The sequence below is a fragment of the Caballeronia sp. LjRoot31 genome (genome assembly GCF_964253885.1).
In the GTDB taxonomy this organism is placed as follows: domain Bacteria; phylum Pseudomonadota; class Gammaproteobacteria; order Burkholderiales; family Burkholderiaceae; genus Caballeronia.
On sequence record NZ_CAXURX020000002.1, the window covers coordinates 1,629,165 to 1,647,721 of the forward strand.

Here is an 18,557-nt window from a genome sequence, read left to right on the forward strand (position 1 = left end):
GCTCAGCAAGCAACTCTGCTTGCCTCTTCGACGACTGCCTCGACCGTCAGCCCGAAATGCTCGAACAATGCTTCGGCCGGCGCGGATTCGCCAAAACAATCGATTCCCACCACCCCGCCGTCCAGCCCGACATACTGCCGCCAGAAAGCACTCACTCCCGCTTCGACCGCCACACGGGGTACGTCCCGCGGTAGCACCCTGTCACGCCACGCTCGCGATTGACGGTCGAACACGGTAGTAGAGGGCATCGACACCACCCGGGCAAACACTCCTTGCGCATGTAGCGGCTCAATCGCCGCCAGCGCAAGCGCGACCTCCGATCCTGTCGCAATCAGCACCACCCGCTTCGACACACGGCCCGCCGGCGCCGCCCAGTCGCGCAGCACATACCCGCCATTGGCAATGGCATCGATCTGTTCTTCATCGCGCGAAACAAACGGCAAGCTCTGACGGCTCAACAATAAACAGGAAGGACGATCGCGGTCGATCGCGCACACCCAGGCCTGCGCCGTCTCCACGGTGTCGCACGGACGCCATACATCCAAACCTGGAATCAGTCGAAGGCTGGCTGCATGCTCTATCGACTGATGCGTCGGACCATCTTCACCAAGGCCAATGGAGTCGTGCGTAAACACAAACACCGTACGAACTTTCATCAGCGCGGCCATGCGCAGCGCGTTACGCGAGTAGTCGGAGAATGTGAGGAAGGTGCCGCCGAAAGGCAGATATCCGCGATGCAACGCCATGCCGTTAAGCGCCGCACTCATGCCGAATTCACGCACGCCAAAGTGCACGTAGTTACCGCCCTGGAGACCGTCGCGCCCGCCTTGCACCGTCACGGCTTCCTTCCAGCGCGTGAGGTTTGAACCAGTGAGATCCGCCGATCCCCCCAACAGTTCGGGCAACGCACGAGCCAGCCCTTCTATCGCCTGCTGCGACGCCTTGCGCGTCGCTATCGACTGACCCGCGCGGTTGGCGTCGTGCACGAGCGCTAGCGCAGTCGCGCGCCAATGCGAAGGCAGTGCTCCGCGCGTACGCCGCTCGAACTCGGCCGCTTCACGGGGAAACTGCCGCCGGTATGCACCGAACCGACCAGTCCAGTCGGCTTCAACCGTCTCCCCACGCTCGCGAGCGTCCCACCGGTTCCGGATCGCCGCCGGGATCTCGAAGGGCGGATAAGGCCAGTCAAGTGCACGCCGGGTGGCTGCGACCTCCTCAGCACCAAGCGGCGCGCCGTGCACGTCGTGGGTCCCGGCCATCGACGGCGAGCCCTTTCCAATGATCGTCTTGCAACAGATCAGCGTCGGCTTTCCGGCCGTACGCGCATGGCGTAATGCGCGGTCAACGGCATCGACGTCATGGCCGTCCACCTCGCGCACCACGTGCCAGCCATAGGCCTCGAAGCGCGCGGGAGTATCGTCGGCAAACCAGTGGGCCACGTGGCCGTCGATCGAGATGCCGTTGTCGTCGTAGAGCACTGTCAGCTTGTTCAGTCCGAGCGTACCCGCCAGCGAAGCCGCCTCGTGTGAAATGCCTTCCATCAGGCAACCATCACCAACAAAAACATAAGTTCGATGATCGACAATCACATGCCCTGGCCGGTTGAACTCCCTCGCGAGCAGCGCCTCGGCAAGCGCCATGCCGACCGCGTTCGCAAATCCCTGGCCCAAAGGTCCGGTTGTCGTTTCAACGCCCGGCGTCAGCCCCACCTCGGGATGCCCCGGCGTCTTGCTATGCAGTTGCCGGAAGCGCTTCAGTTCATCGAGTGGCAGGTCGTAGCCGCTCAGATGCAGGAGTCCATATAACAACATGGAGCCATGCCCGTTCGATAACACGAAACGATCACGGTCGGCCCAGTCAGGATTGCGAGGGTTGTGTTTCAGGTGCCGGCTCCACAATGCAACGGCGATCTCCGCCATTCCCATCGGCATGCCAGGATGACCGGATTTGGCCTGGCCGACCGCATCGATGGCAAGAAAACGGAGCGCGTTCGCCATCAACCGGGTTTCATCGCGAACGCCCGGGGGCGCGCTTGCTTCAGCAGATACTTCAGTGACGGCATTCATCGGATGCCTCCTCCAGTTAAAAAACGATAAGACCAAACCCTCAGGCGCGAGCGCGCCGATCGAGCAATTGCAGGATCAGCGGCGTGAAGATGAGCTGCATCGCGAGTCCCATCTTTCCGCCCGGCACGACGATCACATTCGGACGCGACATGAACGAGTCGTGCAGCATGGTGAGCAAATACGGGAAATCGATTCCCTTGGGCCGGGCGAACCGGATGACGACAAAACTTTCGTCCGCGTGCGGAATCTCGCGTGCGGTGAACGGGTTGGACGTATCCACGGTGGGCACCCGCTGGAAGTTGACATGCGTGCGCGAAAACTGCGGGCAGATGTAGTTCACATAGTCCGGCATGCGCCTGAGGATGGTGTCGACCACCGCCTCGTGCGAATAGCCCCGCAAGGTCTGATCACGATGCAGCTTCTGGATCCATTCCAGATTGATGATCGGCACCACGCCCACAAGCAGGTCCGCATGACGCGCAACATCGGCCTTGTCGGTCACAGCCGCACCGTGCAGCCCTTCATAGAACATCAGGTCCGTGCCGGCAGCAATGTCTTCCCAGGGCGTAAACGTGCCGGCGTCCTGCTGGTAGAGCGCAGCTTCCGCGTCATCGTGGACATAGTGGCGAACCTGTCCGGTCCCCGTATCCCCATAGTTTGCGAAGAGTTGCGCAAGCTCTTCAAGCAGGTTGGCCTCCGGGCCGAAATGGCTGAAGTTGCGCACACCGTCACACTCGCTCTGCCTGAGCGCCTCACGCATGCCCAGGCGATCGTGTCGATGAAACGCATCGCCCTCTACAATCTGCGCGTTGATCCGCTCTCGCCTGAAAATGTGGGTGAAGCTCTTCATGACGGTTGTCGTGCCCGCGCCGCTGGAGCCGGTCACCGCGATGACCGGATGTTTGACTGACATGGTGTGTCTCCTGGTTCTCGTAATCGAATTCGATCAGGCGACGCGCTCAGGCCGGCGCTTCAGGCAGGAACAACGACCGCTTGTTAAAAAGCGGCGACGTGTAGGGCTTGTCTTCGCCACGGTCGTAGTCGGCGTGATAGCGGGCAATGCGCGCCACTTCATTCTTCGATCCCAGGATCACCGGCACACGTTCGTGCAACGCCCGGGGTTGCACGTCGAGAATCCGCTCGCGCCCCGTGGTCGACATGCCGTCCGCCTGCTCGATCAGGAAACTCATCGGACTGGCTTCGTACAGGAGCCGCAAGCGCCCTTGCATGGCCGGCGTCTTGAAGTCGCGCGGGTACATGAAGACGCCGCCGCGCATCAGGATGCGGTGGACCTCGGCGACCATCGAAGCGATCCAGCGCATGTTGAAATCCCGTTCACGGCAACCGCTGCGTCCATCCTTGCATTCCTGTACATAGCGGCGCACGGGCGGTTCCCAGAAACGCTCGTTCGACGCGTTGATCGCGAACTCACAGGTGTCCTCCGGAATGCGGATATCCGAATGCGTGAGCACGAAATTTCCGACCTCGCGATCAAGCGTGAAGCCATGCGTGCCGTTACCAACCGATATGACGAGCATGGTCGACGGACCGTATACCGCATAGCCGGCTGCCACCTGTTCGTGCCCCGGCCGCAGGAATGCGGCGTCGATCGCTTCGGGGCCTGACTTCAACCCGTCGGGCGCCCGCAACACCGAGAAGATCGATCCGACCACACCGTTGATATCGATATTCGAGGAACCGTCCAGCGGATCGAACGCCAGCAGATATTCCCCGCGCGGATACGCGGGCGGAATCGTGTACACGTCTTCCATCTCTTCGGACAGCATGCCCGCCAGCAGACCGTCCCATTCGCAGTGCTGCAGGAAGATGTCATTGGTCGCAATATCGAGTTTCTTCTGTTCCTCGCCATGCGTGTTGATGGTCGCGGCCGAGCCGTAGTTGCCGCCCAATGCCCCCTTGGTCAGTTGCGCCGAGATGGTCTTGATCGAAGCCGCTACGTCGATCAGCAGCGCCGACAATCCGCTGGCCTGAACAGGCGATGGCTTGCGATCGAGGGTATCGATCAGGAACTTTGAAAGTGTGGTCCGTCCATCCAGCATGGCGCACTCCTGGGAGGTTTAAGCAGGTCCGGGCGACGGCGCGTCGAACACACGGCTCGCGCGAATATCGGTGGCGCACAGCAGGGTCAGCGCGGCGGTGTCGGATGGACCGCCGCCTTGCATCGCCTCGGCGAACAGACGGCTGGCCTGGCGCAATCGCGCGCGGTCGAGCGCGTTGCGCACCGAGCGCGCATTCGCGAAATTCGGCTGGCGGATGCGCCGCGCGAGATAGTCTTCGAACGCGGTACGCGCCTCGGCGTCGAGCCGGTAGTGCATCCGTGCGAGCATGCCTTCGGCAATCGCGAGCAGTTCCGCGGCGTCGTAGTCGGGGAACGTGACGTGATGCGCAATCCGCGAGCGAAACCCCGGATTACTCTGGAAGAAGGTTTCCATCCGCGACTCATAGCCCGCCAGAATGACTACCAGATCCGAACGCTGGTTCTCCATGGTCTGCAACAGGATCTCAATAGCTTCCTGCCCGTAATCGCGCTCGTTTTCCGGCCGATACAAGTAATACGCTTCATCGATAAACAGAACGCCGCCCATGGCGCGCTTGAGTACGTCGCGTGTCTTGGGCGCCGTGTGCCCGATGTACTGGCCAACAAGGTCGTCTCGCGTAACCGACACCAGATGCTTGCGGCGGATATAACCCAGCCTGAACAATACTTCCGCCATGCGCAGCGCGACCGTTGTCTTGCCAGTGCCCGGATTGCCGGAGAAACACATATGCAAAGTGGGTGCGCCGCTCGCGATCCCCAGCGTTTCGCGCGCCCGCTCGACCAGCAGTTGCGCCGCTATTTCGCCTATACGCGTCTTCACCGGAGCAAGCCCGACCAGATCGCGATCGAGTTCCGCCAGCACCTCGCCCACCGCCGACTCGCGGAACAGCGCGACGAGATCGACGCTCGGCATGTCCGGCTGAACGGGCGATTTTTCAGGCGGTTCGTGAACCGGCAGATCGGCTGCGGCTAACGTCATCGTCATCTCTCCAGTGGCGCAGGTACTTGGCGGCTCGAGGGCGGCCGGTCATTCGAATAAGCCTTCATCGCGTAGTGCTGAACGCGGCCGTGGACGTCCTGGCGCTCCAGGCGGAAGCCCGGTTCATCCTGTGGCCGATTGACGATGAACGACAGCCGCATGGTCTCGAATCCCCGCACTGAATCGAACGCGTTGACCTTGATGTAATGCTGCGGATATGTCGTTCGGCAAGCGTTGACTTCCTGCATCGCGCCGGCGGGGTCTTTCAGGTCGAACATCGGCAAGCCCCACATTTCCCAGTAGGTATTGCGCGGATGCGGGTCGTCAGTGAACTCGACCGAGCAGGCCCAGCCCTGCTGCAGGGCGTAGTCGATCTGCAAGCCGATCTCCTCGTCGGTGAGGTCAGGAAGGAATGAAAACGTGCCTTGTGTGATTTGCATGACTAACCTCTTTTCAGTCAGTTTCCTAAAAGCTCAGGGCCTCAGGCCGGCGTTGGCATGGCGGCAAAATCCGGCGTGTCGGTCGACGCATAGTTGAACGTCACATCGCGCCATGTATCGAGCGCCTGCTTGAGCGGCGTACACCAGCGCGCCGCGCTCTCAAGTATTTCCGGCCCCTCGTGCGCGATGTCGCGGCCTTCGTTGCGCGCCTTCACCATGACTTCGAGCGCGACGCGGTTGGCGACAGCGCCTGCCTGGATGCCGGCGGGGTGACCGATCGTGCCACCACCGAACTGCAGGATGCAGTCATCGCCGAACAGGTCCAGCAACTGGTGCATCTGCCCGGCGTGAATGCCGCCGGAAGCCACCGGCATGATTTTGCGCAATCCAGCCCAAGGCTGATCGAAAAATATGCCGCGCGACAAGTCCACCGGATTGTGCGACTCACGCAACACGTTGTAATAGCCCTGTACCGAAAGCGGATCACCTTCAAGCTTGCCGACCGCCGTACCGGCATGTGCATGATCCACGCCTGCCATGCGCAGCCATTTCGCGATCACGCGAAACGAAATGCCGTGACTGCGCTGTCGCGTATAAGTGCCATGTCCAGCTCGATGCAGGTGCAGGATCATGTCGTTCCTGCGAGCCCAGCGCGCCATGGACTGGATAGCGGTCCAGCCGATCACCAGGTCGATCATCACAATGCACGAGCCCAGCTCCTTCGCGAATTCCGCGCGTTCATACATGTCCTCCATGGTCCCGGCCGTGACGTTGAGGTAGTGTCCCTTGACCTCGCCGGTAGCGGCTTGCGCGCGGTTCACGGCTTCCATGGAAAACAGGAACCGGTCGCGCCAGTGCATGAACGGCTGTGAGTTGATGTTCTCATCGTCCTTCAAAAAATCGAGCCCGCCTCTCAGACCTTCATACACCACGCGTCCGTAGTTCTTGCCGGAGAGCCCCAGCTTCGGTTTCACCGTGGCGCCGAGCAACGGACGGCCGTACTTGTCGAGCCGCTCGCGTTCGACCACGATGCCCGTCGGCGGCCCCTGAAAAGTCTTGAGATAAGCAACAGGCATGCGCATGTCCTCGAGCCGCAGCGCTTTCAACGGCTTGAAGCCAAACACGTTGCCGATGATCGATGCCGTCAGGTTCGCGACCGAGCCTTCCTCGAACAGGTCGAGGTCATACGCGATATACGCGAAATACTGCGGCTCCGCGCTGCTCGAAGCCGGTACGGCGTCCACGCGGTACGCCTTGGCGCGATACATATCGCAGGCGGTAAGCCGGTCGGTCCAGACCACGGTCCAGGTTGCCGTCGACGATTCCCCCGCCACCGCCGCCGCCGCTTCCTCGGGCTCGACGCCGGGTTGCGGCGTGATCCGGAAGAGAGCGATCACATCGGTGTCCTTCGGTACGTAGTCGGGCTGCCAGTAACCCATCTCGCGATACTTCATGACGCCCGCCGAGTAGCGGGAACGCGGGGCCGGCGCATTGGATGCCGGCTCGACGGCGGCCTTGGTGAAGTCGTTCATTTCGTTTGCCTCGAAAGAGAAAACCGCGCTGCGGAAGCTTCAAAGCGCTCGTGACCAGATAGCTGAACAGATGAACGAACTGGCCTGCGCCGTGATTGCAATGTAAGCGTGAGCCGGCCCGAGGGGAATTCACGATTTTCTTCGTCAGGGTTAAGCGATCCGTTAACGTGGGGTACTCCCTACATCCGTGTGTCGGAACGACATGGGACACTTTGCTGCGGTTCCGCGACAGTCAGACGCATTCGTCATTGCGCCATCCAGCCCGCGTGTTCCGTATGTGCTCCGAACACGACGCGCGTGTTTTGGCACGCTGCTTGCGTGAGGGTGCCTGCTGGTGCTGCTTGCCGTTGCGAAAGCTGCTGGAAAGGCGACGACGGGTGGTACTGGCGTTCCGTTGGATAACTTGATGGAGACGACTATGCAGTGGACGACACCGAGCTACACCGATATGCGTTTTGGTTTCGAAATCACGATGTATATCGCAACGCGTTAAGCGCCGGGCGCCGCCGTCGGCCCATGGTCCTTGCATGGGCAACTGACGTGCGGCTTGGCGTGATCGTCCTGGCGTGCTGCCGGCTGAACCGGGCTCACGTCGCAAGTGACACAGGTAACGATTACGCTTGAGTTGAAATGTGCCAATCCGCCGGCTCCCAGTGCGTCGCCATGACCAGCGTTCCCCGCCATGATCCACGAAACGATCGTCACGACCGCGGCGCGCGATGGCCGGCCCCACATTGCACCCATGGGCGTTCGCTTCGAGGACGGTCTGGTGATTCTTGCGCCGTTTCGCCCCTCCACCACGCTGGACAATATCGTTGCCACGCGCGCGGCCGTGATCAACTTCACGACCGACGTGCGCGTGTTTGCAGGCTGCGTGACAGGTTACTCGCGGGACTGGCCGACACGGGCCGCCGCGCGCGTGAACAGCGTGCTGCTGGAGGATTCGCTCGCTCACACGGAGCTTGAACTCGAGACATTCCGGGACGACCCGCAGCGTCCGGTGCTGCGGATGAGAAGTGTGCATGGCGAGACGCATGCGCCGTTCACGGGGTTCAATCGGGCGCAGGCTGCCGTCGTGGAGGGCGCGATTCTCGTGAGCCGTCTGTTCATGTTGCCTGCAGAAAAGGTCGACCATGAAGTGGCGTACTTGCAAATCGCCATCGATAAAACCGCCGGTGAGCACGAGCGTATTGCGTGGGACTGGATCATGGCGGCCATTGCACGGCATCGCTCGGGCGCGGCGCGCTGAATTATTCCGGAGGTTTTCATGACTGCATTGCTCGCGAGCGTCCGCTCGTCCGAAGAAGCGCTGGATGCAGCGCTTGCGGGCGCCGAACTGATTGATCTGAAGGAACCGGGCGCCGGGGCGTTGGGTGGTGTGTCCCTGGACGAGATCACACGGATCGTGGCCCGGCTGCGATCGACCTTCCCGGTCAAGCCGATCAGCGCAACTATCGGCGATATCGCGACCGAGGCGATCGATGAGATCGCCACGCGCGTGATCGAGGTGGGCAATACGGGGGTGGATTATGTGAAGGTCGGCGTGACACCCGGGGCAGCGGCGCGGGATTGCCTGATTGAGCTGGCGAACTTGCCGGCGGCTGTCGTGCCGGTGCTGCTGTGCGATGCGGGCATGGATGTGGAGCTGGCTCGCTTTGCAGCGGCGTTGGGCTTTGCGGGAATCGTCTTCGATACCGCCGTCAAGAACGGCCGCACGCTCTTCGATTGCATCGATAAGAACACGCTCGCAGCTTGCTTGCGAGCGGCCGGCGAGAACGGTTCAATGACCGGGTTGGCGGGGTCGCTCGGTTGGGCGCAACTGCCGGAGATTCGCGAACTGGCGCCGGATATAGCGGGGTTTCGCACCGCACTGTGCGAGGGAGGGCGTGCGGGGCGGCTGGACCCCGCAAGAGTCGCGCAATGGGCCGAGGCACTGCATCGGAGTGCGGTCGCGGACCCGCATTAAGCTTCGCCTGGAAGATATCGCGAATTGGGTTTCGTTGGCATTCGTCTGCATTCGGGGTTCTGTTTTGAGGTTGATTTTCGCCAGATCAAGCCACCGGAATATGCAACAACCTCTCCCTCATCAAACCGGCGTCGCCCTTATTGAACATCTCCACGACGTAGTTGGCATCCGCCACATGCTTGACAAAGCGCGCATCTACCACCCCTCTCGACGATAAAGCCTCGAGCGGCGTGGCGTCGACCGCGCACGACTTCACCACCATCAGCCGCTCAGCGTTCAGCGTAGTCGACAGCCACGCGGCGAGGCTATCCGACGTCGTGTCCCAGTTGGTCATTTCATCAGGTGTATCGCGCATCAGGTCGGTCGGCACCCACACGGCCACGCGCCCATCGCGCAATGCGCGCCGGATGCGGATCTCGTTCGATGCCAACACGAGTTCCGGCAAAACCCCCTGCATCAATATGGCGTACTGCGCCATCGCAAGCAGGCACATGTTGTGAGCGGCCAGGTCGCCAAAATGCCACTCACTCTGGTACTGGCGAACCGTGTCCGCGAAATCCCCGCCGCCCGGCACGATCACGACCCGCCCGCCGCCTACTTCCCAAAGCTGGGTAAGCCATTCGCGCAACGACGGGTCGTGACTCAGGCTACCCCCGATTTTCACCACCCACATGACATGCCCCTCGCTCTGGTTTGACTCGCCCACACACACCGTCACCGTCGTACGCTTTACACCACGCCCACATCAAGCCGCAGCCGCAGGCTCGTGCAACACCTGTAATGACAGTAACGCTACCGTCACACCCGGCGCGCAGGTCGCTATCCATTCCAGCACATCCCGACTCGCGCCGGGCGCATCGACCAGGCCCGTGAAATCGATAAAATCCCGTCCTTGCCGCCGCGCCATCGCATTGGTCAGAAACCGCCCGCACCCCGCTCCCACCAGCGGCGCGTGTTCAAGCGCCGGATGCGCATCAGTCACGCGGGCCAGGTTCTCCGCCAGGATCTGCATCTGCTCGTCACGCCAGGTTTGCGCGAATTCCCGCCATTCGTTGTCGCCAGCGTCGCGAGCGTCAAGGCCAATCATCCGTGCCATCCGGGCACGGCTCGCAGCCTCGGTCTTCGGTCTGTTATCGGCGCTCGGATACTGATCGTGTGCCGGCCATAATTCCCCCGTCAACCGATAGATATCCGCGGTCGTCGCGAACCATTCATTCATCACGTTGACTCGCACATCACGAAAAACAATACGATGCGATACCCCGCACAACGGCGTGCGCACTACGCCCTGATACAACAGCTCGCCGTTGGCAAGCCGGCTCGCGTCGTTACTGCCGCGCGCCGCGACGCGCCCGGCGACAATCGGCACGATATCCGTAGTGGTACTGCCTATATCGACGAGCAGCGCATCGCTGACACGGCTCGCGACCCATTGCGCGGTGGCGCGCCAGTTCGCCGATGCCACGTCGCGCCAGCCATCGGCGCACGCGCCGGGCGCAAGCCAGCCAGCCGCGCCCGCGAAAAATCGCGTGTCCGGTCCAAGCCGCCGCGCAAGCGTATCCACAAGAACGCTGACGCCCTCGGCGCGATCGGCGAAGAGATCGACCATCTCGCCTGTCATGGTGACTGCATGGCAGGCACCCGCCTCGCGAGCACCCGGCCAGCGTTCGAATACGGAATCAAGCACCTGCTCCAGGTGCCCGAGCCCTTGCCATAACGGACAAGCCCATTGCGCGATATCGAGCAACTGGCCGGACGCCGCCACCACTGACACCTTGACGTGGGCGCCGCCCACATCCCAGCCGAAGACCACCCCGGCGGTTTTCATGAACGTGCTCCCGATGCACACGCGTGCGTACTGGCGCCACATTCGTGCGGCACGCCATGCGCCTTGAGCAGATCGCCGGCCAGGTTGCGCCCGAGCCGCGCCGACAACCCCGCATACGCCGCCGTCAACCGCGGATTGACTTCGATCACCACCGGCCCTCTCTGCGAATGCCACACCAGATCGATCCCGACGAATCCGCGCAAGCCAGGCAACGCCGCCACGACCTGCCGCGCCAGTGCGTCGAGTGCGCGCCCCTGCGCGCCGTGCCGGTCGATCTGATCGACCTCCACGCCGCTGAACTCGACCACGTGCGCCTTCTTTCCCGGCGCGGTCACGCCGGGCAGGCCAATCAACTGTCGATTGATGCTGGCCAGTTCCACATCGTGCTCGCCGCAGACGAGCGACAGGCTCAACGGCTCGCCATCGACCCATTCCTGAAGGACGGGATTGCGGCCGGCCGCCGCGCGCGACTCGTACTCGGTGCAAGCATCGGTGAAATCGTCGTAGACGAACGTGTCCAGACCGCCCGCGCCGTCGTCGGGCTTCACGACCCAGCGCGCGCGCGGGTTGCCGGTATCAGCAAGCTCGCCGGGTTCGAGCGCGGGCGTCACCGCAATCCCGTGCGCTTCCATGCATGCCGCTGTCGCGCTCTTGCTCGACGCAATTCTGATGGCTTCCTTCGAGCATCCCAGCCAGCGCGCCGAGCCAACGGAGTCATGCAGACGCAGCAGCAAGCCGTCGCATTCGGGCGCTATGATCCACGCCCGATCATGCTGCCGGGCGACACGCGCCACAAAAGCCGTGATCGATTCGCCGGGCAGCGCCTTGTAATGGCTGCGCGACGGATCGACAGTTTCGAAACGCGAACTGGCGAACGTCACCTCCACGCTGTCGAGTTCGAGGAGGTCTTTCACCAGGGCATCGCGCATTGCGCGGCCTTCCACGACGAGGGCGCTAAGATCGAGCAGACTGGCCTCGCCGGCAAGTGCCGGATCGATGCCACCGCCAGTGAGATACTCGTACACGAATAACTTGGTCAAGGGTCCCTTCCATGCAGGTGATGCAGGTGATACCAGTACTCGATCTGCTCGATGGCTTCGCTGTACGCGCGGTGCGTGGCGAGCGCGCCCGCTACAGGCCGATCGAGTCCTCACTGTGCGCGACCAGCGAGCCGCTCGCCGTCGCCCATGCGCTGTTGGCCGCGACCGGCGCCCGCAGGCTCTACGTCGCCGACCTCGGCGCGATCCTGCAGCAAGGCGATCACGCCGGCCACCTTGCAGCGCTGCTTGACGCGCTCGACCGGCACGACCAGACGCCTCACCAAGTGTGCGGCCACAACGTCGAAATCTGGCTCGACGCGGGCTTCACCGATTTCCCTTCAATGCAAACGCTCTTCGATCGCATTGACTCTATCCGTCGTATCCATGGCATTCGGCCACGTCACCGCGCCACGCTCGTGCCCGTCTTCGGCACCGAGACCCTGCACACTACCCATGCCCTGCACGAGGCCGAAGCCGCCGGTCTTGCGCCCGTGCTCTCACTCGATCACCGCGCCGGCCGGCTTATATCGGAGCCGTCGGCAGGACAGCCGGGACCCGACACATCATGGTGGCCATCGCGTGTGATCGTCATGACGCTCGACCACGTCGGCTCCTATGAAGGCCCCGACCTCGACACCTTCACGGCCATTCGGGCGCAAGCCGGTGATCGTGAGCTTATCGGTGCCGGCGGTATCCGCCATGCCGCCGACTTATCCGCCGCCGCCCACAGCGGCGCCGCTGCGTGGCTCGTGGCCTCCGCCCTCCATGACCGGCGGCTCGATCTTCCGTCCGCCAAACCCTGAGCCGAATACACAATATCCATGCCAACCGGCACGTCGGGCCTTGGCCTGTAATCCTTTGGCAAGGAACCGTGATAGCCATGCGCAGCGGGTGACAGTGTGTTCCAGCGCCGCACATACTGTGCTGCGCAGCGGGGGTCATAGGGACTTGGCTGCGGCGCAATGAGCGGGCGCAGTCCCGCTCTGTCCCCCATGCCCGCTGCATCTGCGCAGAGACCCGCTTGCGGTGCAGCCGTCGGACATTGCGCTTCAAAAACCGGCATGGACTTTGCACTAATGGCTTCATGCATCTTTCGTCCGCCCCTTCGTCGAGTGTCGCTCAGCCAAGCGTACGCACCGCGGCCTCATCGCCGCTGTCCGCTGCTGCGCCCTCGCCTGAGCCCGGCGTGCGCGACTGGACCTGCCCGTTCTGTCCCCTGCTCTGCGACGACATCACGACCATCGTGCACGGCGACGGCACGCTCGATGCACCCGATGTCGATTGCCCGCGGCTCGCCCGCGCGTTGACGTGGTCCAGTGTGCCCGGTGCAAGCCAGCCCGCTATCGATGGTCAGGATACCGACCTGGAATCGGCCCTGCAGCGCGCCGCCGATATCCTGAAACGCGCATCCCGCCCGCTCTTTGGCGGACTGGCGACCGATGTCGCGGGTGCCCGCGCGCTCTACCCGCTGGCGGCCGGCTGCGGCGCGATCCTCGATCATCTGCACGGCGATGCCATGGCCGCATCGACGGCCGCCTTGCAGGACCGTGGCGGGTTTTTCACTACGCTCTCCGAAGTGCGTACGCGCGCGGACCTCCTGATCATTTTTGATTGCCAGCCATCGCTGCGTTATCCGCGTTTTTACGAGCGCATGCTGGGTGGCACGGATCACGCGCGCGACCTGATATTCGTGGGCTGCGAAGTGGATCCTGCGGCGGATATCGTTGAAAACACCAGCACGCATTCAATCCTCAAGGACGCCGATCCGTACGACATCCTGGCGATCTGGTCCGCGCTGACACAAGGCCGCACCGAGGCATCGATCCACGACGGCACCGGCAACGCCATCGCTCACGCGCTTGCGGATCTGGCCGGGCGCGTAAGCGCCGCACGTTATGCGGTGGTTGTGTATGAACCGGCCGCATTGCCCGGTCCGCATCCGGCGTTGCTGATCGAAGCGGTGAACCGGATCGTCAAGGCGGCGAACCGGACCACGCGCGCCGGTGCACTCGCGCTTGGCGGTGACGATGGCGCGCTGAGCGTCAACCAGGCCGTCACGTGGCTATCGGGGTTGCCACTGCGTACCCGCGTGTCGATGCCCACGCGCCTTGCTGATCAGCCCCAGCTCGATCACGATCCGCAGCGCTACCGGACGCAACGGCTTCTGTCAGCTCATGAAGTCGATGCGCTGTTATGGGTCGCGAGCTTCCAGCCTGAGCCGCTGCCACCCGGTCTCGCCGATAACGTCCCGGCCATCGTGCTCGGCCATCCCGCGATGCGATCGATGCTCGCCACACGCACCGCGCCGACCGTATTCATCGCTGTGGCGACACCCGGCGTAGATAGCGGCGGCCACCTGTTTCGCGTTGACGGTTCGGTGGTCGCGCCGCTGAGCGCCGCACGCGCGACGGCACTGCCAACGGTCGCGGCCATCGCGGCACGATTGTCCGGCTTGCTCGACTCAAGGAGCCCGCCATGAGCCTGACGCGGCTAAAAGGCGGCACGCTCTACGATCCGGCCAACGGCATCAACGGCGAACGCCGCGACCTGACCATGCGCGACGGCCGGCTGATCGCGGCCGAACCCGGCGCTCCCGTCGATCAGGAATTCGACGCCACCGGCATGATCGTGATGGCGGGCGGTATCGACCTGCACTCGCACATTGGCGGGGGCAAGACCAATCTCTCGCGCCTGCTGCTGCCGGAGGATCATCGCGGCAGCGGCGCAGGCGGCGAACCGCCCGAACAAGCCATCAACGGCCGCTACTTGCGGCTGCCGTCATGCGGTACTTGCGCGCCCGGCACGCTCGCTACCGGGTATCGATACGCGGAGATGGGATACACGGCCGCCTTCGAGCCCGCGATGATGCCGTCCAACGCGCGCCACACGCATCTGGAAATGGGCGACACGCCGATCATCGATCACGGCGCGTACGTGATGCTGGGCAACGACGAGCTGTTCCTGCAGCTTCTGGCCGAACGCGACAGCTTCGAGCGCCTGCGCGATTACGTCGGCTGGACGATGCACGCAAGCAAGGCGCTCGGGGTGAAGGTGGTCAATCCCGGCGGCATTTCCGCGTTCAAGTTCAACCAGCGCTCGCTGAACGTGGACGAGCCGCATGTGCATTACGGCATCACGCCGCGCGACGTGCTGCGCACGTTGTCGCGCGCACTGACCGAACTGGGGGTGCCGCATCCGCTGCACGTGCATGCGAGCAACCTTGGCGTGCCGGGCAACATCGATTCGACGATCGCCACCATGGACGCCGCCGACGGCCTGCCCATTCATCTGACGCATATCCAGTTTCATAGCTATGGCGTGGAAGGACCGCGCAAGTTTTCATCGGGCGCGCACGCGATTGCCGACGCTGTGAATGCGCGGCCAAACGTGTCGATCGATGTCGGCCAGATCATTTTCGGACAGACCGTCACAGCGTCGGGCGACACCATGATGCAGTTCAGGAACGCGCCGCTTGCGACGCCGAAGAAGTGGATAGTCGGTGACATCGAATGCGACGCGGGCTGCGGAATCGTGCCATTCAAATACCGCGAGCAGAGCTACGTGAACGCACTGCAATGGATCATCGGGCTCGAGATTTTCCTGGCTGTCGGCGACCCCTGGCGCGTGTCGATGACCACCGATCACCCGAACGGCGGACCGTTCACGAGTTATCCGCACCTGATCCGCTTACTGATGGACAAGGGCTTTCGCGACGAGCAACTGGCGAAGCTGAACCCCGAAGCGCAGGTCGCGAGCGCGCTGCCGGAACTCACACGCGAGTTCTCGCTGTACGACATTGCGATCATCACGCGCGCGGGTCCCGCGCGCTTGCTCGGCCTGAAGGATCGCGGCCACCTGGGCGTAGGCGCGGCGGCGGACATCGCGGTGTATCGGGATCACGTGGACAAGGAACAGATGTTTACATCGCCGGCGTATGTGTTCAAGGACGGACAACTGGTCGCGCGCGACGGCGTGCTGGTCGCCACGCCCACGGGTGGCATCCACTACGTGTCGCCCGATTTTGATCGCGGTATCGAAAAGACCTTGCGAGCGTATAGCGCGGCAAACCTGGTCGGCAACCCGGTCCACGCGGCCATCAGCGACGACGAAATCTGCACCTGCTGCCGTGGTGGCAGGCTCTTGCCGGTTGCGTGCCTGAGCGCCGGCGCGTGAGACGTGAACACCATGCAGATCAACGACACCCTCATCGACGACACCTTCGCGGAAGCCTTCCCGATGAAAGCGACGCGGCTCGTCATCACCGCGCACACGCCGGTCTGGGCGAGCCATGCGGCGCAGTCGCTGACGGGCTTCGCCACATCGGTCATCGGCTGCGGTTGCGAAGCGGGGATCGAACGCGAACTCGGGCCGCATGAAACGCCGGACGGCCGGCCGGGCGTCGCGGTGCTGCTGTTCGCGGTATCGACGAAAGAACTGGCGAAGCAGGTCGAGCGGCGTGTCGGGCAATGTGTGCTGACATGCCCGACTACGGCGGTCTTTAGCGGTATCGATCCGGCTACAAGCCGCGCGCCTCTCTCCGATAACGCCCCGCTCGGCAGCAGCCTGCGTTTCTTCGGCGACGGCTGGCAGATCAGCAAGATGCTCGGCGAGACGCGCTACTGGCGCGTGCCCGTGATGGATGGCGAGTTCGTCGCCGAAGAAAGCACCGTCACGGTAAAGGCAGTCGGTGGCGGCAATTTGTTGCTGCTCGCAACCGACGCTGACGCGGCGTTGCGGGTGGCCGAAAGCGCGGTTCACGCGATGCGCCGCTTGCCCAACGTGATCATGCCCTTCCCCGGCGGAGTCGTGCGCTCAGGCTCCAAAGTCGGCTCGAAATATGCTGCGGCACCGGCATCGACGAACGACGCCTTTTGTCCGACGCTCGTCGGCTTGTCGCCGAAAAGCGAACTGGATAGCGAAGTCGGCTGCGTGCTCGAAATCGTGATCGACGGCCTGACCGACAGCGACGTCGGCGCGGCCATGACGGCAGGGATCGCGGCCGCGGCCGGGCTTGGGCGAGCGTGTGGCGTGCTGCGGATATCGGCGGGAAACTACGGCGGCAAACTCGGCCCCTATCACTTCCATCTTCGCGAGCTTGCGGCCGGCGTTGAAGGGAGACGCGCATGAGCACAACGTTGTTGCGGCTCAGGAGTGCGCCCGGATTTCGTGTGGATGCTGCCGGGCTGCTGCCTGCCGCGCTCGCCGCGCTTCCGGTGGCGGAGCTCGGGCGCATCGTGCTGCCGGCGGGTAACGAGCGTTGCGCGGCCGGCGACCTGTTCGATATTTCGCGTACGGAAGGGGACGCTACGGAAGATGGCGCGGCGCTCGTGATCGAAGGCGATGTGCCATGGCTCGACCGTCTGGGCGCGCATCTCGCTGAGGGTCGTATCGATGTCCACGGTTCCAGCGGCAACCACACGGGCTTTCGCATGGCAGGCGGCGAATTGCGCATTGATGGCGACACCGGCGACTTCACCGGCTGCCAGATGAGCGGCGGCCGCCTGACAGTAGGCGCAAACAGCGGCGACTTTGCGGCCGGCTCGCTGCCCGGAGACATGGAAGGCATGACCGGCGGCACGCTGACTATCCACGGCAATACCGGCGCGCGGCTCGGCGACCGCATGCGCCGCGGCCTCGTGCTGGTCGGCGGAGACGCGGGCGAGTGCGCGGCATCGCGGCTCGTGGCGGGCACGATCGGCATCGCGGGGAAGCTCGGGCCGCACTTCGGCTACGGCATGCGGCGCGGCACGCTACTACTGGTTCAAGCGCCAGCCAGTTTGCCGCCGACATTCACAGGAGGCGGCCAGGGATTCAATGTCTTCTGGTCGCTTCTCGTGCGCTCGCTTGCCGCCGAGATGGCACCCTTTTCGACGCTGAAAGCCAGCTCGCTGCCGCGCCGGTATACCGGTGATCTCGCAGTGGACGGACGCGGGGAAGTGCTACTCGTCGGATAAAACCAAATCGGCGTAGGGTAGAGCAACCCGTTGAGCAACGAATGAGCTGCAGCCGACAAGCGGCCCACACCGCAACCTGAAGGAGGCGACCATGAACATCGCGCATTCATCCGCCGCGCCACTCGTGGCAAGCGCCGGCGTGCCGCGTTATTCACCCGCGCAAATCGTCCTGCATTGGGTGATCGGGCTGGCGATCATCGTCATGCTCGGCATTGGCCTCTATATGGTCGGGCTGCCGAAAGGCCTCGCTTTCAAGTCGAGCCTGATCAACTTCCACAAGTCGCTTGGGATGACCGTTTTCCTGCTTGTGCTGATTCGCATCGTGGTTCGCCTGGTTGCAGGCCGGCCTCCGCTTCCTCCGATGCAAGCGTGGCAACGCGCCGCCGCGAGCACGACGCAGGGTCTTTTATACGTGGCAATGATCGTCATGCCGCTGACGGGTTACGTCGGCTCGTCATTCAACAAGTTCGGCACGCGCTTCTGGGGCATCCCGCTGCCAATGTGGGGCTGGGACGACCCGGCCCTGAGAAAGATTTTCTTCACGGTGCACACGGTCTCGGCCTGGATCCTGATCGGATTGATCCTGCTGCATGTGGCCGGTGCGCTCAAACACCAGTTAATAGACCGCGACCGTCTGATGCAAAGGATGTTGCCATGACAAGGCTCCACCGACTTTTTAAAGAGGGACGCCGC

18 protein-coding genes are annotated in these 18,557 nt (G+C 63.2%); 9 read left to right on the forward strand and 9 right to left on the reverse strand.

Annotation, left to right across the window (positions count from 1 at the left end):
* Positions 1-2: 2 nt before the first annotated feature.
* The 6 genes from tkt to ACSQ8V_RS25710 form a co-directional block, all read right to left on the reverse strand.
* Positions 3-2,066 (reverse strand): transketolase, encoded by a 2,064-nt coding sequence (tkt, locus tag ACSQ8V_RS25685; protein ID WP_436207569.1) that lies wholly within the window; start codon positions 2,064-2,066, stop codon positions 3-5.
* 40 nt (positions 2,067-2,106) lie between these two features.
* Positions 2,107-2,979, reverse strand: coding sequence for a phosphoribulokinase (locus tag ACSQ8V_RS25690; RefSeq protein ID WP_213765755.1), 873 nt, complete (start codon positions 2,977-2,979; stop codon positions 2,107-2,109).
* Between the two features lie 46 nt (positions 2,980-3,025).
* Positions 3,026-4,126, reverse strand: coding sequence for a class 1 fructose-bisphosphatase (locus ACSQ8V_RS25695; protein ID WP_213765754.1), 1,101 nt, complete (start codon positions 4,124-4,126; stop codon positions 3,026-3,028).
* Positions 4,127-4,144: 18 nt separating this feature from the next.
* The gene (gene cbbX, locus ACSQ8V_RS25700; RefSeq protein ID WP_436208011.1) at positions 4,145-5,038 is read right to left on the reverse strand and encodes a CbbX protein; all 894 of its coding nucleotides are present in this window, start codon (positions 5,036-5,038) and stop codon (positions 4,145-4,147) included.
* Positions 5,039-5,106: 68 nt separating this feature from the next.
* The gene (locus tag ACSQ8V_RS25705) at positions 5,107-5,544 is read right to left on the reverse strand and encodes a ribulose bisphosphate carboxylase small subunit (RefSeq protein ID WP_213765752.1); all 438 of its coding nucleotides are present in this window, start codon (positions 5,542-5,544) and stop codon (positions 5,107-5,109) included.
* Positions 5,545-5,585: 41 nt separating this feature from the next.
* The gene (locus ACSQ8V_RS25710) at positions 5,586-7,076 is read right to left on the reverse strand and encodes a form I ribulose bisphosphate carboxylase large subunit (protein WP_436207570.1); all 1,491 of its coding nucleotides are present in this window, start codon (positions 7,074-7,076) and stop codon (positions 5,586-5,588) included.
* Between the two features lie 418 nt (positions 7,077-7,494).
* Here ACSQ8V_RS25710 and pqqA point away from each other — a divergent pair, with 418 nt between their 5' ends.
* The 3 genes from pqqA to ACSQ8V_RS25725 all read left to right on the forward strand — a co-directional run bounded on the left by pqqA (position 7,495) and on the right by ACSQ8V_RS25725 (position 9,042).
* Positions 7,495-7,569 (forward strand): pyrroloquinoline quinone precursor peptide PqqA, encoded by a 75-nt coding sequence (gene pqqA, locus ACSQ8V_RS25715; RefSeq protein WP_013342881.1) that lies wholly within the window; start codon positions 7,495-7,497, stop codon positions 7,567-7,569.
* Between the two features lie 189 nt (positions 7,570-7,758).
* Positions 7,759-8,325, forward strand: a complete 567-nt coding sequence (locus ACSQ8V_RS25720; protein WP_436184469.1) for a DUF447 domain-containing protein — start codon at positions 7,759-7,761, stop codon at positions 8,323-8,325.
* Positions 8,326-8,343: 18 nt separating this feature from the next.
* Positions 8,344-9,042, forward strand: a complete 699-nt coding sequence (locus tag ACSQ8V_RS25725) for a (5-formylfuran-3-yl)methyl phosphate synthase (protein WP_436207571.1) — start codon at positions 8,344-8,346, stop codon at positions 9,040-9,042.
* Positions 9,043-9,127: 85 nt separating this feature from the next.
* On the opposite strand, the gene ACSQ8V_RS25730 is transcribed toward ACSQ8V_RS25725, so the two are convergent.
* The 3 genes from ACSQ8V_RS25730 to ACSQ8V_RS25740 form a co-directional block, all read right to left on the reverse strand.
* A complete protein-coding gene (locus ACSQ8V_RS25730) occupies positions 9,128-9,715 on the reverse strand; it encodes an amino acid kinase family protein (RefSeq protein WP_213765773.1) in 588 nt (195 codons plus the stop codon).
* Between the two features lie 72 nt (positions 9,716-9,787).
* Positions 9,788-10,870, reverse strand: a complete 1,083-nt coding sequence (locus ACSQ8V_RS25735; RefSeq protein WP_436207572.1) for a hydantoinase/oxoprolinase family protein — start codon at positions 10,868-10,870, stop codon at positions 9,788-9,790.
* Positions 10,867-11,910 (reverse strand): ATP-grasp domain-containing protein, encoded by a 1,044-nt coding sequence (locus ACSQ8V_RS25740; RefSeq protein WP_436207573.1) that lies wholly within the window; start codon positions 11,908-11,910, stop codon positions 10,867-10,869. The genes ACSQ8V_RS25735 and ACSQ8V_RS25740 overlap by 4 nt, the downstream gene beginning before the upstream one ends.
* Before the next feature lie 20 nt (positions 11,911-11,930).
* On the opposite strand from ACSQ8V_RS25740, the gene ACSQ8V_RS25745 reads away from it, so the two are divergent.
* The 6 genes from ACSQ8V_RS25745 to ACSQ8V_RS25770 all read left to right on the forward strand — a co-directional run bounded on the left by ACSQ8V_RS25745 (position 11,931) and on the right by ACSQ8V_RS25770 (position 18,522).
* The gene (locus ACSQ8V_RS25745; RefSeq protein ID WP_436207574.1) at positions 11,931-12,713 is read left to right on the forward strand and encodes a HisA/HisF-related TIM barrel protein; all 783 of its coding nucleotides are present in this window, start codon (positions 11,931-11,933) and stop codon (positions 12,711-12,713) included.
* Positions 12,714-12,994: 281 nt separating this feature from the next.
* Positions 12,995-14,389 (forward strand): formylmethanofuran dehydrogenase, encoded by a 1,395-nt coding sequence (locus ACSQ8V_RS25750; protein ID WP_436207575.1) that lies wholly within the window; start codon positions 12,995-12,997, stop codon positions 14,387-14,389.
* Entirely contained in the window at positions 14,386-16,083 is a 1,698-nt protein-coding gene (locus ACSQ8V_RS25755) for a formylmethanofuran dehydrogenase subunit A (protein WP_436207576.1), read from the forward strand. Before ACSQ8V_RS25750 ends, ACSQ8V_RS25755 begins: the two co-directional genes overlap by 4 nt.
* A 12-nt stretch (positions 16,084-16,095) precedes the next feature.
* Positions 16,096-17,037, forward strand: a complete 942-nt coding sequence (fhcD, locus tag ACSQ8V_RS25760; protein ID WP_436184476.1) for a formylmethanofuran--tetrahydromethanopterin N-formyltransferase — start codon at positions 16,096-16,098, stop codon at positions 17,035-17,037.
* Positions 17,034-17,864, forward strand: coding sequence for a formylmethanofuran dehydrogenase subunit C (locus tag ACSQ8V_RS25765; RefSeq protein ID WP_436184477.1), 831 nt, complete (start codon positions 17,034-17,036; stop codon positions 17,862-17,864). Before fhcD ends, ACSQ8V_RS25765 begins: the two co-directional genes overlap by 4 nt.
* Before the next feature lie 91 nt (positions 17,865-17,955).
* On the forward strand, positions 17,956-18,522 hold the full coding sequence (locus ACSQ8V_RS25770; protein WP_436207577.1) for a cytochrome b: 567 nt from the start codon (positions 17,956-17,958) through the stop codon (positions 18,520-18,522).
* Positions 18,523-18,557: the final 35 nt, after the last annotated feature.

What these genes read in the sequence shown, in the direction of transcription:
- tkt (WP_436207569.1), bottom strand. Translation starts at nt 2,066, where the DNA reads ATGAATGCCGTCACTGAAGTATCTGCTGAAGCAAGCGCGCCCCCGGGC.
- ACSQ8V_RS25690 (WP_213765755.1), bottom strand. Translation starts at nt 2,979, where the DNA reads ATGTCAGTCAAACATCCGGTCATCGCGGTGACCGGCTCCAGCGGCGCG.
- ACSQ8V_RS25695 (WP_213765754.1), bottom strand. Translation starts at nt 4,126, where the DNA reads ATGCTGGATGGACGGACCACACTTTCAAAGTTCCTGATCGATACCCTC.
- cbbX (WP_436208011.1), bottom strand. Translation starts at nt 5,038, where the DNA reads ATGCCGAGCGTCGATCTCGTCGCGCTGTTCCGCGAGTCGGCGGTGGGC.
- ACSQ8V_RS25705 (WP_213765752.1), bottom strand. Translation starts at nt 5,544, where the DNA reads ATGCAAATCACACAAGGCACGTTTTCATTCCTTCCTGACCTCACCGAC.
- ACSQ8V_RS25710 (WP_436207570.1), bottom strand. Translation starts at nt 7,076, where the DNA reads ATGAACGACTTCACCAAGGCCGCCGTCGAGCCGGCATCCAATGCGCCG.
- ACSQ8V_RS25720 (WP_436184469.1), top strand. Translation starts at nt 7,759, where the DNA reads ATGATCCACGAAACGATCGTCACGACCGCGGCGCGCGATGGCCGGCCC.
- ACSQ8V_RS25725 (WP_436207571.1), top strand. Translation starts at nt 8,344, where the DNA reads ATGACTGCATTGCTCGCGAGCGTCCGCTCGTCCGAAGAAGCGCTGGAT.
- ACSQ8V_RS25730 (WP_213765773.1), bottom strand. Translation starts at nt 9,715, where the DNA reads ATGTGGGTGGTGAAAATCGGGGGTAGCCTGAGTCACGACCCGTCGTTG.
- ACSQ8V_RS25735 (WP_436207572.1), bottom strand. Translation starts at nt 10,870, where the DNA reads ATGAAAACCGCCGGGGTGGTCTTCGGCTGGGATGTGGGCGGCGCCCAC.
- ACSQ8V_RS25745 (WP_436207574.1), top strand. Translation starts at nt 11,931, where the DNA reads ATGCAGGTGATACCAGTACTCGATCTGCTCGATGGCTTCGCTGTACGC.
- ACSQ8V_RS25750 (WP_436207575.1), top strand. Translation starts at nt 12,995, where the DNA reads ATGCATCTTTCGTCCGCCCCTTCGTCGAGTGTCGCTCAGCCAAGCGTA.
- ACSQ8V_RS25755 (WP_436207576.1), top strand. Translation starts at nt 14,386, where the DNA reads ATGAGCCTGACGCGGCTAAAAGGCGGCACGCTCTACGATCCGGCCAAC.
- fhcD (WP_436184476.1), top strand. Translation starts at nt 16,096, where the DNA reads ATGCAGATCAACGACACCCTCATCGACGACACCTTCGCGGAAGCCTTC.
- ACSQ8V_RS25765 (WP_436184477.1), top strand. Translation starts at nt 17,034, where the DNA reads ATGAGCACAACGTTGTTGCGGCTCAGGAGTGCGCCCGGATTTCGTGTG.
- ACSQ8V_RS25770 (WP_436207577.1), top strand. Translation starts at nt 17,956, where the DNA reads ATGAACATCGCGCATTCATCCGCCGCGCCACTCGTGGCAAGCGCCGGC.